At 57.8% G+C, this 13624-nt stretch carries 10 protein-coding genes and 1 rRNA gene; 9 read left to right on the plus strand and 2 right to left on the minus strand.

Features of this window, described 5'->3' with window-relative positions; translation table 11 throughout:
* The first annotated feature begins 161 nt into the window (after positions 1-161).
* The 4 genes from rrf (at position 162) to ACIQVE_RS08560 (ending at position 4587) form a co-directional block, all read left to right on the plus strand.
* Positions 162-277, plus strand: a 5S ribosomal RNA gene (gene rrf, locus ACIQVE_RS08545).
* A gap of 234 nt (positions 278-511) precedes the next feature.
* On the plus strand, positions 512-1033 hold the full coding sequence (locus ACIQVE_RS08550) for a sigma-70 family RNA polymerase sigma factor (RefSeq protein ID WP_402806743.1): 522 nt from the start codon (positions 512-514) through the stop codon (positions 1031-1033).
* On the plus strand, positions 1030-1986 hold the full coding sequence (locus tag ACIQVE_RS08555; protein WP_402806746.1) for a FecR domain-containing protein: 957 nt from the start codon (positions 1030-1032) through the stop codon (positions 1984-1986). The genes ACIQVE_RS08550 and ACIQVE_RS08555 overlap by 4 nt, the downstream gene beginning before the upstream one ends.
* Positions 1987-2106: 120 nt before the next feature.
* A complete protein-coding gene (locus ACIQVE_RS08560) occupies positions 2107-4587 on the plus strand; it encodes a TonB-dependent siderophore receptor (RefSeq protein WP_402806748.1) in 2481 nt (826 codons plus the stop codon).
* A gap of 22 nt (positions 4588-4609) precedes the next feature.
* On the opposite strand, the gene ACIQVE_RS08565 is transcribed toward ACIQVE_RS08560, so the two are convergent.
* On the minus strand, positions 4610-5236 hold the full coding sequence (locus ACIQVE_RS08565; protein WP_402806751.1) for a TetR/AcrR family transcriptional regulator: 627 nt from the start codon (positions 5234-5236) through the stop codon (positions 4610-4612).
* 131 nt (positions 5237-5367) lie between these two features.
* On the opposite strand from ACIQVE_RS08565, the gene ACIQVE_RS08570 reads away from it, so the two are divergent.
* From ACIQVE_RS08570 to ACIQVE_RS08585, 4 genes are all read left to right on the plus strand, one after another.
* Positions 5368-6585, plus strand: a complete 1218-nt coding sequence (locus tag ACIQVE_RS08570; protein ID WP_402806754.1) for an MFS transporter — start codon at positions 5368-5370, stop codon at positions 6583-6585.
* Positions 6586-6719: 134 nt separating this feature from the next.
* Complete coding sequence (locus ACIQVE_RS08575; protein ID WP_402807147.1) at positions 6720-7610, plus strand: helix-turn-helix domain-containing protein; 891 nt, start codon at positions 6720-6722, stop codon at positions 7608-7610.
* A gap of 129 nt (positions 7611-7739) precedes the next feature.
* Positions 7740-9008, plus strand: a complete 1269-nt coding sequence (locus ACIQVE_RS08580) for a DUF1479 domain-containing protein (protein WP_402806757.1) — start codon at positions 7740-7742, stop codon at positions 9006-9008.
* A gap of 63 nt (positions 9009-9071) precedes the next feature.
* On the plus strand, positions 9072-10352 hold the full coding sequence (locus ACIQVE_RS08585) for an ABC transporter substrate-binding protein (RefSeq protein ID WP_402806760.1): 1281 nt from the start codon (positions 9072-9074) through the stop codon (positions 10350-10352).
* On the opposite strand, the gene ACIQVE_RS08590 is transcribed toward ACIQVE_RS08585, so the two are convergent.
* The gene (locus ACIQVE_RS08590) at positions 10336-12486 is read right to left on the minus strand and encodes a TonB-dependent receptor family protein (protein WP_402806763.1); all 2151 of its coding nucleotides are present in this window, start codon (positions 12484-12486) and stop codon (positions 10336-10338) included. The two genes, ACIQVE_RS08585 and ACIQVE_RS08590, sit on opposite strands and share 17 nt — an antisense overlap.
* A gap of 183 nt (positions 12487-12669) precedes the next feature.
* On the opposite strand from ACIQVE_RS08590, the gene ppk2 reads away from it, so the two are divergent.
* Positions 12670-13485, plus strand: coding sequence for a polyphosphate kinase 2 (gene ppk2 / locus ACIQVE_RS08595; protein WP_402807149.1), 816 nt, complete (start codon positions 12670-12672; stop codon positions 13483-13485).
* Positions 13486-13624: the final 139 nt, after the last annotated feature.

A 13624-nucleotide genomic window follows, 5' to 3' on the forward strand; every position in this document is an offset into this window, starting at 1 on the left:
GGCTTGACCATATAACACCCAAGCAATTTGCGCTTAAGAGCCAGATTGCGGTGTGTGAAGACGAAACGAACCGAAAGTTCGATGTTCACAAACACCGAGAGCTATCACATACCCAATTTGCTGAAGCGAGGCCAGCTGGCCACGACTCAGTACCCGAATTTCTTGACGACCATAGAGCGTTGGAACCACCTGATCCCATCCCGAACTCAGCAGTGAAACGATGCATCGCCGATGGTAGTGTGGGGTTTCCCCATGTGAGAGTAGGTCATCGTCAAGATTAAATTCCGAAACCCCAATTGCGAAAGCAGTTGGGGTTTTGTTTTGCCTGCGAAAAAGTTTTGCATAAACCAGACCCGTTCAACCAAGTCAGCAATTCCGAATGGCGATGACATTCCCTGGGGCAATTCGCCTTTCCGAGACGCGTTGCTCTAAGACCTATGTGTCTATTGCAAGTCACCCAGTGTACGCACGATAATGCGATCAATTATCACTCGCGAACTATTCCATCGTTATGTCTGCCAACGATTTATCCCTGCGTAGCGCCGTTAATGATCTGTATTGCGACCACCACGGTTGGCTCAATGGCTGGTTGCGCAAGCGTTTGGGCAATGCGTTCGATGCTGCTGATCTGGCGCAGGACACCTTTGTACGGGTGATCAAGGCGCGCAACGCCTTGGCGATTCGCGAGCCGCGTCCATACCTGTCGATGATCGCCAAGGGCTTGTTGGTCGATCTGTTTCGGCGTCGATCGCTGGAGCAGGCTTATCTGGACGCCTTGGCCATGATGCCGGAATGCCAACAACCTTCGTTGGAGGCGCAGGCGATCCTGTTGCAGGCGCTGATGGAGATCGATCGCTTACTGAGCGGCTTGGGTCCCAAGGTTCGACAGACGTTCATCCTGTCGCAGTTCGATGGACTGACCTACCCGCAGATTGCCGAGCACTTGGGTATCAGCGTGCGCACGGTTAACAACTACATGGCCAAGGCGATGGAGCACTGCTGTTTGATGCAGATCCAGTTGCAACTGGCATGAGCCTTTCCTCCGCTGAGCTACAAGCGATCAGTGCCGCCGCTCGCTGGTACGCCCGACTCCATTCCGGTGTTACTACCGATTCGGATATCGCGGCCTGGAACGACTGGTTGATCGCTGATCCTGCTCATCATCAAGCCTGGCAGCGTATGACGGCGGTAGGCGAACAGATGGCGAGTGTCCCGGGCGCGTTGGCGGCGCCGGCGTTACGCGGTGCCGAGCGATCCCGGCGACAGGTGTTGGGCAGTGTCTTTGTGTTGGCATCGGCGGGTTCGCTAGGCTGGTTGGGCTGGCGCAGCGAGACGTCCCGCAATCTCTTTGCCGATTTGCGCACTGCCGTGGGTGAGCGTCGCGAATTTCGGCTGGCGGATGGCAGCTCTGTGCTGCTCAACACCGACACTTCGGTCAACCTGCGTTTCGACGGTCGTCAGCGCGTGCTGGAACTGCTGTGGGGCGAGATTATGGTGACGACGGCTGTCGATCCATTACAGCGACCCTTCTCGGTGCGGACCCGCCATGCACAGGTGCTGGCGCTGGGGACGCGGTTTATCGTGCGATCCGGGGATCAGGGGGGCGAGGTTGCAGTGATCGAGAAGGCCGTTGAGGTCAGGTCGTCCGGCGGTGCTCCGGCGGTTCGTCTGGAGGCCGGACATTCGCTGGACATCAACGATCGTGCGTTAGGGGCGCCATGGAGAAATGATCCGTCGGTGGGTGCCTGGCAGCAAGGAAGTATCATCGCGCTGAACCGTCCATTGGCCGAGTTACTCGCCGATCTCTCTCGTTATCGCTCAGGCGTTCTGCGCTGTGATCCGCGCATCGCGCAACTGAAGGTCTCCGGTGCTTTTCCAATTGATGACACCGACCTGGCGCTGGCGGCTCTGGAGAGTGGGTTCTCGCTGCGGATTACTCGGTTCAGCCGATTTTGGGTCAATGTGGTGCCCGCCGATTCGCACTGATTCCGTACTCGATTCCACGGTGATCCGAAAAAACTTTTTCTGCCGTTGCATCTTTTGCACGCATCGTTCGGCTCATCCCTCAGTGAGTTTTTATTGAGTGTTTTTGGGGGAGGGGTAAACATGTCTCGGGTGTATAAGACGGGTCGTTTGGCAATCGCAGTGAAGGTTGGTCTGTTGGCGGCGACCTGTACTGGCGTCTGGTCGACGGCAACGATGGGGGCACCGCTGTCGGCACAGCAGCAGAATACAGTCAAATCTTTCGACATTCCTGCGGGCAGTCTGACTGAAGTTCTCAGCCATTTCGCCAGTGCGGCGGGTGCTGCGATTTCTTTTGATGCGCGGCAAACCGAAGGCTTGCGCTCGGCCGGGCTCAAAGGTGCGTTCCAGCTCAGTGAAGGTTTCGCGCGGATCCTTGGCGGCAGCGGTCTGCAAGCCGAGCCTCAGGCCAACGGCACTTATGTGCTGCGGCCGGCACCGCCCACCGGTTCTGCACTGGAGTTGGGCGCGACGAACATCAATGGGCAAATGCTCGGCGCAACCACGGAAAACAGCGGCTCGTACACCACCGGGGCGGTAACCATCGGCAAGGGTGAGCACTCGCTCAAGGAAACCCCGCAATCGGTCACGGTGATGACACGCAAGATGCTCGATGACCAGAACCTCAACACCATTGATCAGGTCATGGAGAAGACGCCCGGCATTACCGTCTACGACTCGACCATGGGCGGCAAGTATTTCTATTCGCGCGGTTTCCGCATGTCGGGCCAGTATCAGTACGACGGTGTACCTCTGGACATGGGCAACCTGTATGTTCAGGCCGACAGTTTCAGCGGTGACATGGCCTACTACGATCGGGTCGAAGTTCTTCGCGGCGCGGCCGGCATGATGAAAGGCTCGGGTGGCACCGCCGGCGGGGTGAATTTCGTGCGCAAACGCGGTCGGAGTGTCGCGCATACTGACATCACCCTGTCCGGCGGCACGTGGGACAACTATCGCGCGCAGGTCGACACCGGTGGCCCCCTGAACGATTCCGGTACGATACGCGGCAGGGCGGTGGTCGCTGAGCAGGCTCGGCATTATTCGGCACATGATGCCAGCCGCAAGGATCAGGTGTACTACGGCGCACTCGACGTGGATTTGAGTCCTGATACGACGGTCGGTTTGGGGGTTGCCTACGAAGACGTGGATGCCAGCCCTTGCTGGGGTGGCCTGCCGCGTTACAAGGATGGCAGCGACTTGAAACTCAGTCGCTCGACCTGCCTCGATCCTTCGTGGAACACTTGGCGCAGCCAGCGCACCACCGTATTCAGCGATCTGAAACACCAGATCAATGACGACTGGGCGCTGAAGGTCGCCAGCGTTTATACAAAGAACACTCAGGACATCAAATACGCGTTCGCTTCCGGTGCCGTGACTCCGGGCGTTGGCACCACCGGGATGCTGGGCAGCCTGTATGACTACGATCAGGTCGATTACGGGATCGATGCCTACGTGGATGGCAAGTTCGACGCGTTCGGTCGGCAACATGAACTGGTGATTGGCGCCAACACCAGCCGCTCGAAAAAGAACGATTTCTATTCGGTCGCATTTCTGCCGCAGCGACAGGATGTATTCAACCCCACGAAGCATATCCCGGAGCCGGATGACAGTTACTTCATCAACAATTCGTCTCGCGGCGGACCAGTCAATTCAGTAACAAAACAGAAAGGCCTCTACTCGACGCTTCGCTTGAAAGTGGCTGACCCGTTGACGTTGGTCGTAGGTAGTCGAGTAAGTTGGTACACCTCCGAGACGGATGCCGATTTCATCAACAGCGGCACTTCCGAGCATTCCAGCAGCCGCGAAACCGGGCAGGTTACGCCGTTTGCCGGTGTGTTGTTCGACCTGAACGAGAACCTGACGGCCTACGCCAGCTACTCGGATATCTTCACCCCACAAGGCAATTACCGTTCGCAAGACGGTTCGGCACTCAAGCCGCTCGTGGGTCAAAGTTATGAACTGGGCATAAAGGGGGCCTGGTTCGATGGCAGATTGAACAGCGCCTTCAACCTGTTCCGCACGATCCAGAAAGACCAGGCGCAGACGGACTACAACTCTTCCTGCCCGTCATCCGATGGTTACTGCTACGTCAATTCCGGCAAGGTTCGCGCGCAAGGTTTCGAGGCCGAGATCAGCGGTGAAGTGATCGAGCGTTTGCAACTGCTAGCGGGCTACACCTACACCCAGACCAAAACCCTCGACGACCTCGACACGAGTTTGAACGGCGCTGCCTTCAACTCTTATGTGCCTCGGCATGTGCTGCGCATGTGGGGTGATTACGCTTTGAGCGGCACGCTTGATCGGTTCACCGTCGGCGCCGGGGTCAACGCGCAGAGCGACAACTTCCGGGTTTCACCCATCAGTGGCGCGAAAATCCGTCAGTCCGGTTATGCCGTCTGGAACGGTCGAATCGGCTATCGCATCGATGACACCTGGTCGGTTGCACTTAATGGCAACAACCTGTTCAACAAGCGTTACTACGCGACTATCGGCACCGAAACCTTCGGTAACTACTATGGCGATCCGCGTAATTTCATGGTGTCGGTAAAAGCGAGCTTCTAACGCTACGCCGCTGCACTTCTGATCAATCCTTGCCAGACGTGGCGGCCGCAATGTCCCACGTCATCAATACCTGAGTGATCGCCGCGTCTATCACCTCGATCGAGGTGTCATCCCGAGCGAGGATGGAAACCCCCTGCAGGAAACTGTCGAACACCGTCGCCAGGGCGGGTGCGACAGTCCTGGCCGGTAACTCACCAGCACTAACTCCGCGCTCAACACACGCCAAAATCCCCGCACGAGTCCGTGCGCGGGACTGGGTGAGGGCTTCGACCACTCGGGTGTTTTCAGGGCTGGGAGCGCTCATTACGCCGAGTGTCACCATGCACCCCTTGGGATGGCCATCCTCGCACTGCATGCGTGCTGACTGGCGCAGCGCGGTTTCGATGGCTTGGCGTGGTGGCAGGTTTTCATCCCACAGGCATTCGGTAACTTGAGCGAAGGTCGTCAGGTAACGCTGCACGCATTCATCAAAAAGGGCTTCCTTTGAGCCGAAGGCAGCGTAGAAGCTGGGCGCGGAAATTCCGCCGCCCAATTCTGCTTTCAGCAGGGCGAGGGAGGTGGAGTCATAGCCATGTTGCCAGAACAATTGCATGGCTTGCTCGACGGCGTCGTCGCGGTCGAAATTGCGGGGGCGGCCTGTTCTTGCCATTTCAAGACTCCTCAACGAGATAACTTAAATACTAGACGATACATAAATCGTTGACAACGAGTGGTCGCTGCCATCAGTATTTTATATCGATCGGTATTTAACTCTGAAAATCACCACTCAAGGACTCTCCCGTGACACCCTCAATCACCTTATCGGCAACGCCGAAAAGTCTGCCAATTGGCGCCTTGCTGGCGTTGGCCATGACTGGTTTTATCTGCATAGTCACCGAAACCCTACCTGCCGGCCTGTTGCCGTTGATCAGCGAAGGCCTGGCGATCTCACCGTCGATGGCCGGCCAGATGGTCACTGCCTATGCCTTGGGCTCGGTGCTGGCGGTCATCCCGATGACCATCGCGACCCGTGGCTGGCGTCGGCGTAATGTGCTGTTGCTGACCATCGTCGGTTTCCTGGTGTTCAATTCCATCACAGCGCTGTCCTCTCACTACGGCGTGACGCTGGTGGCGCGCTTCTTTGCCGGTGTCGCGGCCGGATTGGCCTGGAGTTTGTTGGCAGGCTATGCCCGCCGAATGGTCGAGCCCCACCAACAGGGCAAGGCGTTGGCGCTGGCCATGGTCGGCACACCCATTGCGCTGTCGCTGGGGGTGCCACTCGGCACATGGCTGGGTGGTCTGGTGGGTTGGCGCACCGCGTTTGGCATCATGTCGGGCCTGACGTTGATTCTGATAGTGTGGGTATTGGTGAAAGTGCCTGACTACCCACCACAACCCGCGCATCAACGCATGTCGCTGCGCAATGTGCTGACCACGCCGGGCGTACGACCGGTGCTGGCGGTGGTGATCAGCTGGATGCTCGCGCACAACATTCTCTACACCTACATTGCACCGTTTGTGGCGGCGGCGGGTTTGGAGAATCGGGTGGATCTGGTGTTGCTGGTTTTTGGGATTGCTGCGCTAGCGGGGATCTGGTTGACGGCCAAATTGGTTGAGCCGCTGTTGCGTAAAACTACACTGGTCAGCCTCGCAGCATTTGCGGCAGTTTGCGTGGTGCTGGGTTTTTCAGGGCGCGTACCGGAAGTGATCTACATCGGTGTAGCGGTTTGGGGATTGAGTTTTGGCGGCGCCGCGACATTGCTGCAAACCGCTCTGGCGGATGCGGCCGGCGATGGCGCGGACGTGGCGTTGTCACTGAATGTGGTGGCATGGAATAGCGCAATTGCGGGAAGCGGCGTTGTCGGTGGCGTATTGCTGGACAAATGGGGCGTCGCGTCTTTTCCATGGGCGATGACGCTGCTGGTGGCCGTGGGGTTCGCCATTGTCTGGCGGGCGCGGGAGCACGGTTTCAAATCGGGTCCGCGCGGACATGGACGGCCGGTGGTTGCGGGCCACTGAAGTTCTGTAGCCGTTTCACGAATAGTTCTATATCGTCCGGGGGCTCCATAATTGATGGTAGGTCCCCCGTCGAAACTCCTGCACGCATTGCACCTGGAGCAACTGTCCATGAACGCTACGTGGCAGAATTCACCATGAAAGCGAGTTTCGAGAAAGTACCCTCGGTGGCCGATGCATCCTGGACGCTGTTGAACAGACGCTTACCGGAGGCGATTCCATTCGAATGGCATCATCATCCCGAGTACGAGTTGACGCTGACGTTGAACAGCCGTGGCCATCGCTATATCAGTAATGACGTCGCTCCTTACGATGATGGTGATCTGATATTGGTGGGGCCGAATGTGCCCCATAGCTGGTCTTCGTCGGAATTGATTGATTCGCGGCAACCGCACATTGTTCTGGTGATCTGGTTCTCCGCACAGTGGGCGGAGTCGTTAGTGACGTTGTTCCCGGAGATGGCCTCGGTCCGGCAATTGTTGGCGGCGGCCCGGCACGCTTTGAGTTTCAGTGAGGCGGCTTCTCGCGAGGTTCGGCCGGTCATTGAGGCGATGGTCAATCAAGCCCCGTCCGAACGCTTGCTCGCGTTGCTGGCGGTGCTCGGCAAGTTAGCAATGAACGTTGATGCCACGCGAATCCTGCCGGCGCCACACATACAGCCCGGCAGCCACATAGTCGAAGACGCACGTATCCATCGGGTTCTGGAGCACATGCACGGTCACTATGACCAACCCCAGAGTATGACTGCGCTGGCCGAGATGGCTTGCGTTAGCGTATCGGCATTCCATCGGATGTTTCGCCGACATACCCACTGCACGGCGCTGGACTACATCGTGCGGCTGCGGGTTGGACACGCCTGCGAGTTGTTGATGCAAGGGAATTCTACGGTATCGTTGATTGCCGAGACGGTGGGTTACTCATCACTGGCGCTGTTCAATCGCCAGTTCAAGGCGCAAAAGGGACTGACACCCTCGGAATTTCGTCGACAGCACGGCCACCATTTCAGTAAAAAGCCTCGCGTTCAGTAGATCGATACAACAGCGCTTACCCAGTAGAGCGCCACAATCGTATTACCTGACGCTTCTATTGAGGCTGCCGCGACCGACATTGAAAATGCTTCCATACCTGCCTGAATAACAAGAACAGCAGGTCATTCGATGAGCAAGTACCAGGCATTCGAAAGCGCAACGTTTCCCAAAGATTACCGTGCCAATATCGTCAACATGAAGCGCGTATTGCGTGCACAGATTGGCGATGTGAACGCGTTGTTCGCGCAGGTCAGCGAGTTCATTGCCGGTGAAATCGCATCCATCAGGCAGCAAGAGGCACAGACGGGCTCGGGCTGGCCGGTGGTGGAGTTCGATGACATCCTTGCCGCAAAAGTGACGCCAGCGCAATTGGCTTTGATCAAGCGCCGGGGCTGTGTGGTGATTAAAAACCACTTTCCCAGAGAGCAGATGCTGAAGTGGGACAAGGGCCTGCTGGATTACCTCGATAAAAACCGCTTCGATGCGGTTTACCGTGGCCCGGTCGATCAGTTCTTCGGCAACCTGGAGGCCTCGCGTCCGGAGATTTTCCCGATCTACTGGTCAGCGTCGCAAATGCAGCTGCGTCAGGACAAGCGAATGGGCGCTGCCCAATCGTTTCTCAATCGTTTGTGGAAGACCCACTCTCAAGGTCAGGACTGGTTCAACCCTGACGTCAATGCGTTGTATCCCGATCGGGTGCGCCGGCGTCCGCCTGGCACGCAGTCGAAAGGCCTTGGGCCGCACACCGACTCTGGAGCTTTGGAGCGCTGGTTGCATCCGGGCTATCTGAAAGTCTTCGACAAAATCTACAGCAACGATTTTAGTTCATACGACCCGTGGGACGCGGCGTTTCGTACCGAGGTCGACGAGTACGCCTATAGGGACACGGTCAAGTGTTCGGCGTTTCGCACGTTTCAGGGTTGGACGGCGCTGTCTGACATGAAGGCTGATCAGGGCGTGTTGCATACATTGCCGATCCCGAAAGCGATGGCTTACATGCTGCTTCGGCCGTTGCTTGATGATGTGCCCGAAGATGAGTTGTGTGGCGTCGCTCCTGGCAAGGTCCTGCCGGTTTCTCGCCAATGGCATTCGCTGCTATTCGAGGGACTGAGCCCGATTCCGGATGTTCAGGCAGGTGACTCGGTCTGGTGGCATTGCGATGTGATTCACAGCGTTGCCCCAGTGGAAAACCAACAAGGCTGGGGCAACGTCATGTACGTTCCCGCGGCGCCAATGTGTCCGAAAAACTTGCGTTACGCCAAGGACGTGTTCAGGGCCTTTGAACAAGGCGCATCGCCAGATGATTTTCCATCTGAACATTACGAAAAGTCTTGGGAAGAGCGTTTCAGCGTCGAGAGTTTGAACGCCCTCGGGCGCGCCGGTCTCGGGCTTGAATAAGTGCAAAAAAACCAATGGGGCGTACACGTGAACCCTTGGAATAACAAAAATAAAGGTACTGAAATGACACGTATCAATCGCATTGCCGCCATGGTCTCTCTCGCCACGCTGTTCCCCCTCGCCAGCCACGCCGCTGAAAGTAAGGGCACTGTCGAAGTAGTCCATTACTGGACTTCGGGAGGTGAGGCCAAATCAGTGGACGTACTGAAAAAAATCATCGAGAAGGATGGCTTTACCTGGCAGGACAGCGCGGTGGCAGGCGGGGGAGGTAGCGCAGCGATGACCGTGCTGAAAACCCGTGCGGTGTCGGGTAACCCACCTTCCGCTGCGCAGATCAAGGCGCCGGATATTCAGGAGTGGGGCAAACTTGATTTGCTGACCAGCATTGATGGCGTCGCCAAGGCGAACAACTGGGACAGCCTGCTGCCCAAGGCTGTCGCCGATATCATGAAGTACGAGGGGCATTACGTGGCGGTGCCGGTGAACATCCACCGCATCAATTGGCTATGGCTGAACCCCTCGGTTCTCCAAGAGGCCGGGGTGACCCAAGCCCCGGCCACGCTCGAGGAGCTTTACGCTGCTGGCGATAAGCTCAAGGCGGCGGGTTTTATCGCGATCGCCCATGGAGGCCAAGCATGGCAGGACACCACAATTTTCGAGAACCTGGTGCTGAGCATAATGGGTGTGCAAGGGTTCAGAAAAGCCTTCATTGACGTCGATGAAGCCACGCTCGAAGGGCCGCAGATGGCCGACGTGTTTATCGCGTTGCGCAAGCTGCAAAGTTATCTCGACCCCGACGGCAATGGTCAGGACTGGAATCTGGAAACTGCCAAGGTCATTAATGGAAAGGCCGGTATGCAGATCATGGGAGATTGGGCGAAAAGCGAGTGGACGGCGGCGGGCAAGCAGGCGGATGTCGACTACCAGTGCGTCCCGTTCCCCGGTTCGCAGGGTGTTTACAGCTACACCATTGATTCGCTCGCCATGTTCAAATTGGCCACGAAGAAAGATAACCCCGGCAATATTGCCGCCCGCGACGCTCTGGCCATGGTCGCGCTGGAGCCGGAGTTTCAGTATGTATTCAACCAGAACAAAGGCTCCATCCCTGTCATCAAAGGACTGGACATGACCCGGTTCGACAGCTGCGCCCAAGCTTCGGCGAAAGATTTTGCAAGCGCAGAAAACACTGATTCACTTGCGCCCAGCATGGCGTTCAACATGTCGACATCGCAGGCAGTGCAGGGTGCGGTGTTTGATGTGGTGACCCATTTCATGAATGACAAACAGGCGGACCCGGCAAAAGCGGGTAAGCGAATGCTGGCAGCTATCAGGGCTGCGCAATAGGGGTGAATCTGAGCAAACTCCACGAAACCCCGACATAAACCCCCATTCCTTCACCCGGGGTCGACCGCGCAGCGTCCTGTCCCTTGTCGTCATACCCCGGCGTGACCGTGGACGCGTAGTGTTTGTTGGTCAAATTGCGCATATCCACCCAGGTCTGCCAGTCACCCTTCGGCGCGTTGTACCCCAGCGTGGCGCCAAACAGCGCATAAGGATCGGCGTAGTAACTATTGGCGTAATCCACCGCCACTTTCGACACCAGTTGCGTATTGAGCGCAGCGAAGAATCCCTGCGGCCAGTCGTAGCGCAATTCACCTTGGTAGTAGTGCATCGGCAACCCCGGCAAGCGGTTGTCTCCGAAGCGATCATCATCACGGTAGTGGAAATCGCTGAAGGTGTACGCTTGACGCAAGCTCAACTGCCGCCCGTCAGCGGAAGACCAGAGTTTGCTGTTCAGGCTGGCTTCGACACCCTGGTGCACGGTTGGGCTGGCGTTGAGCTCATACGGCGTTACTGCGGTGGCGTCCGGTAGCACCGAAAGCAACTCGTTGCGCACTTGCGCGTAGTACCAGGCCAGGCTCCATTCGCCGAGCGCGCTGTCACCACGACCGCCGAGTTCAAGGGTGGTGGCGGTCTGGTTTTGCAGTTTGATCGGGGCGCGCTGGGTGCCGGTGGCCGCGCCGCTGCCGGCCGGGAAGCGCACGTTGGAGCTGTAGATCAGCGACCACGGGTGCGGTGCCTCAACCGAGCGGCTGAGGTTGCCGAACACTTGCAGGTCCGGTGTTACCTGGTAGCGCAGGCCGAGGCGGGGGGCGTAGTCCCAGTCGTTCATGCTGGTTTTGCCGCCGCTTTGCGGGTAAGTCACGGCGCTTTCGCGGCGGGTGTAGATGGCCGCGAGGCCGGTGGTCAGCCACAGGTCATCGGCGATTTCCAGGTCGTTACCAACGTGCAGAACGGTGTCGGAACCCTGATAGGTGAAGTTGCGCATATGCGTGCCGGGCGCGTAACCGACCGTGTTGCCGGTAGGGATGCGCACCAGTTCGCTGGCGCCGGCGTTAGGCAGGTGTTTGGTGATGCGCAGGCCAGCATTGCTGCTGCTTTCCATGCCCCAAAGCGTGTCGCGGCGCTTGTAGTCGAAGGTGCCGCTGACGTCGGTGTAGGCGACCTTCAGACGATTCGGGCCTTCACGCAGATCCATCGGGTAGTCGTGGTAAACGAGGCCGGTCTGGATGCTGGAATCGTCGTCGATATAGAAGGTGGTCTTGTTACCGATGAAGGTGCTGCCCGGCTGCTTGCGGCTGTCATCGCGCGACACGTACGCCGGGTTGGCCGCACGTGGGTTGTGCTCAATGGAGTGTTTGGTGACGCGGCCGGCGAGGTCGTTGTCGGTTTCGCGGTAGCGGATGTAGAAGCGGGTTTCCAGGTTCGGGTTGAAGCGATAACCGAAGTTGGCGACCAGGCCTTTGCTTTCGCTAGCGGTGTGATCCTGATAGCCGTCGGCGTTCGAATCGGTCAACGACACGTAGTAATCGAAGTCGCCGAGCACTTGCCCGGAACTGACCTGACGCTGCTGAAAACCGTGGCTACCGGTGGCATATCGCACTTGCAGTTTCGGCGCGTCGTAGCCTGTGTGGCTGACGTAATCGATGGCGCCACCAAGGGCCAGCGAGCCGCGATCAAAGCCGTTCGCACCGCGCAGCACTTCAACATGGTCGACCCAGAGTGGTTCGAGCAATTCGTAAGGCGTGCCGCCGGGACCGCTCAGTGGCAAGCCGTCGAGCAGGGTGTACAGCCCCGAAGCATGAGCGCCCGGCGCACGATTGATGCCCGAGCCGCGAATCGAAATTTTCACTCCTTCGTTGCCCGCCGACTGCGCATAAACCCCCGGCTGATAGGCCAGCACATCCTGATTGCTCGCCACGCGGCCCTGCAACGGCTGGCGCATGTCGACCACGTTGGTGCCGCCGGGCACTTGGGCCAGGCGCACCTTGGCGTCCTCGACAGCCGCGTCAGTACCGCTGCGATCCTCAGCCGAAATCAGCACCTGCCCCAGCTCCATACCTTGAGCTTCGACCATGGTCGGACAGGCGAGGGCCAGCCCCAACAACGCGGTGGGCAGGGAATTGGGCGAGGGCATCGAGAAAACTCCAGACAGAACAGGCACGGGCAATGAACAGTGCGACGTTAGAAAGAACGAAGGAAACACATCGTGATTTTGCTTATTGTCCGGCAATGGAAAACAACACGCCATAAACTAATCTCACGAGTCTGGTTCACAGTAAATTCCCAAAATCATTTGGCAATCAGTGAGGGCTCGACCATGGCAAAAGACAAGAAGAAAGCCGCAAAGACCCTTGAAACTCCCAGGTTGAAAAACAAGGATTACCTGGAGCAGTTGCGCACGCTGCACGTCGAACTGGTCAAGTTGCAGGAGTGGGTCATCGCCAAGGGTGTGAAGGTCTGTATCGTTTTCGAGGGCCGCGATGGTGCGGGGAAGGGCGGGACAATCAAAGCGATCACCGAACGGGTGAGTCCGCGGATCTTTCGCGTCGTGGCGCTGCCGGCGCCAACCGAGCGCGAGAAAAGTCAGATGTACGTCCAGCGTTACCTGCCACATTTACCCGCCGCGGGCGAAGTGGTGATCTTCGATCGCAGTTGGTACAACCGCGCGGGCGTAGAGCGGGTGATGGGCTTCTGCACTGAGGAGCAAGCCGACAAGTTCCTTACTTCATTGCCGCTGGTCGAGCAGGCAATCGTCGATTCCGGAGTGATCCTGATCAAATACTGGTTGGAGGTCAGCCCACAGGAGCAGACCCGCCGGCTGGAGGCGCGAATCAACGATGGCCGCAAAACCTGGAAACTGACGGGAATGGATCTCAAGTCCTACAGCCGCTGGTATGACTACTCACGCGCGCGTGACGATATGTTCAAGCATACCGACACTAACCATGCTCCTTGGCTGGTGGCCGATTCCAACGACAAGCGCCGGGCAAGGCTCAACATCAGCACTGACCTGCTCAGCCGCATCCCATATGAAAACGTCGAACACGAGCAGATCTCGCTTCCCAAGCGACAGAAACCGGGCAAGTACCGTGAGCCGGATTATCCCTATAGACGTGTCGCGGATAAGTTCTGACGGCTCGCTCTCAGCGCACAAAGTGTGTCATCGATTTGTGCCTGAACCGGGAAGATCATGGATCGGCCTTCCGCCTGTCGACTGCGCTGAACCACCGCGCCCCCGCTTCTTTCTACAAGGGAAGTCCCTCATGAGTTAA

Source organism: Pseudomonas sp. NPDC098747 (assembly GCF_044760045.1).
Classification (GTDB): Bacteria; Pseudomonadota; Gammaproteobacteria; order Pseudomonadales; family Pseudomonadaceae; genus Aquipseudomonas.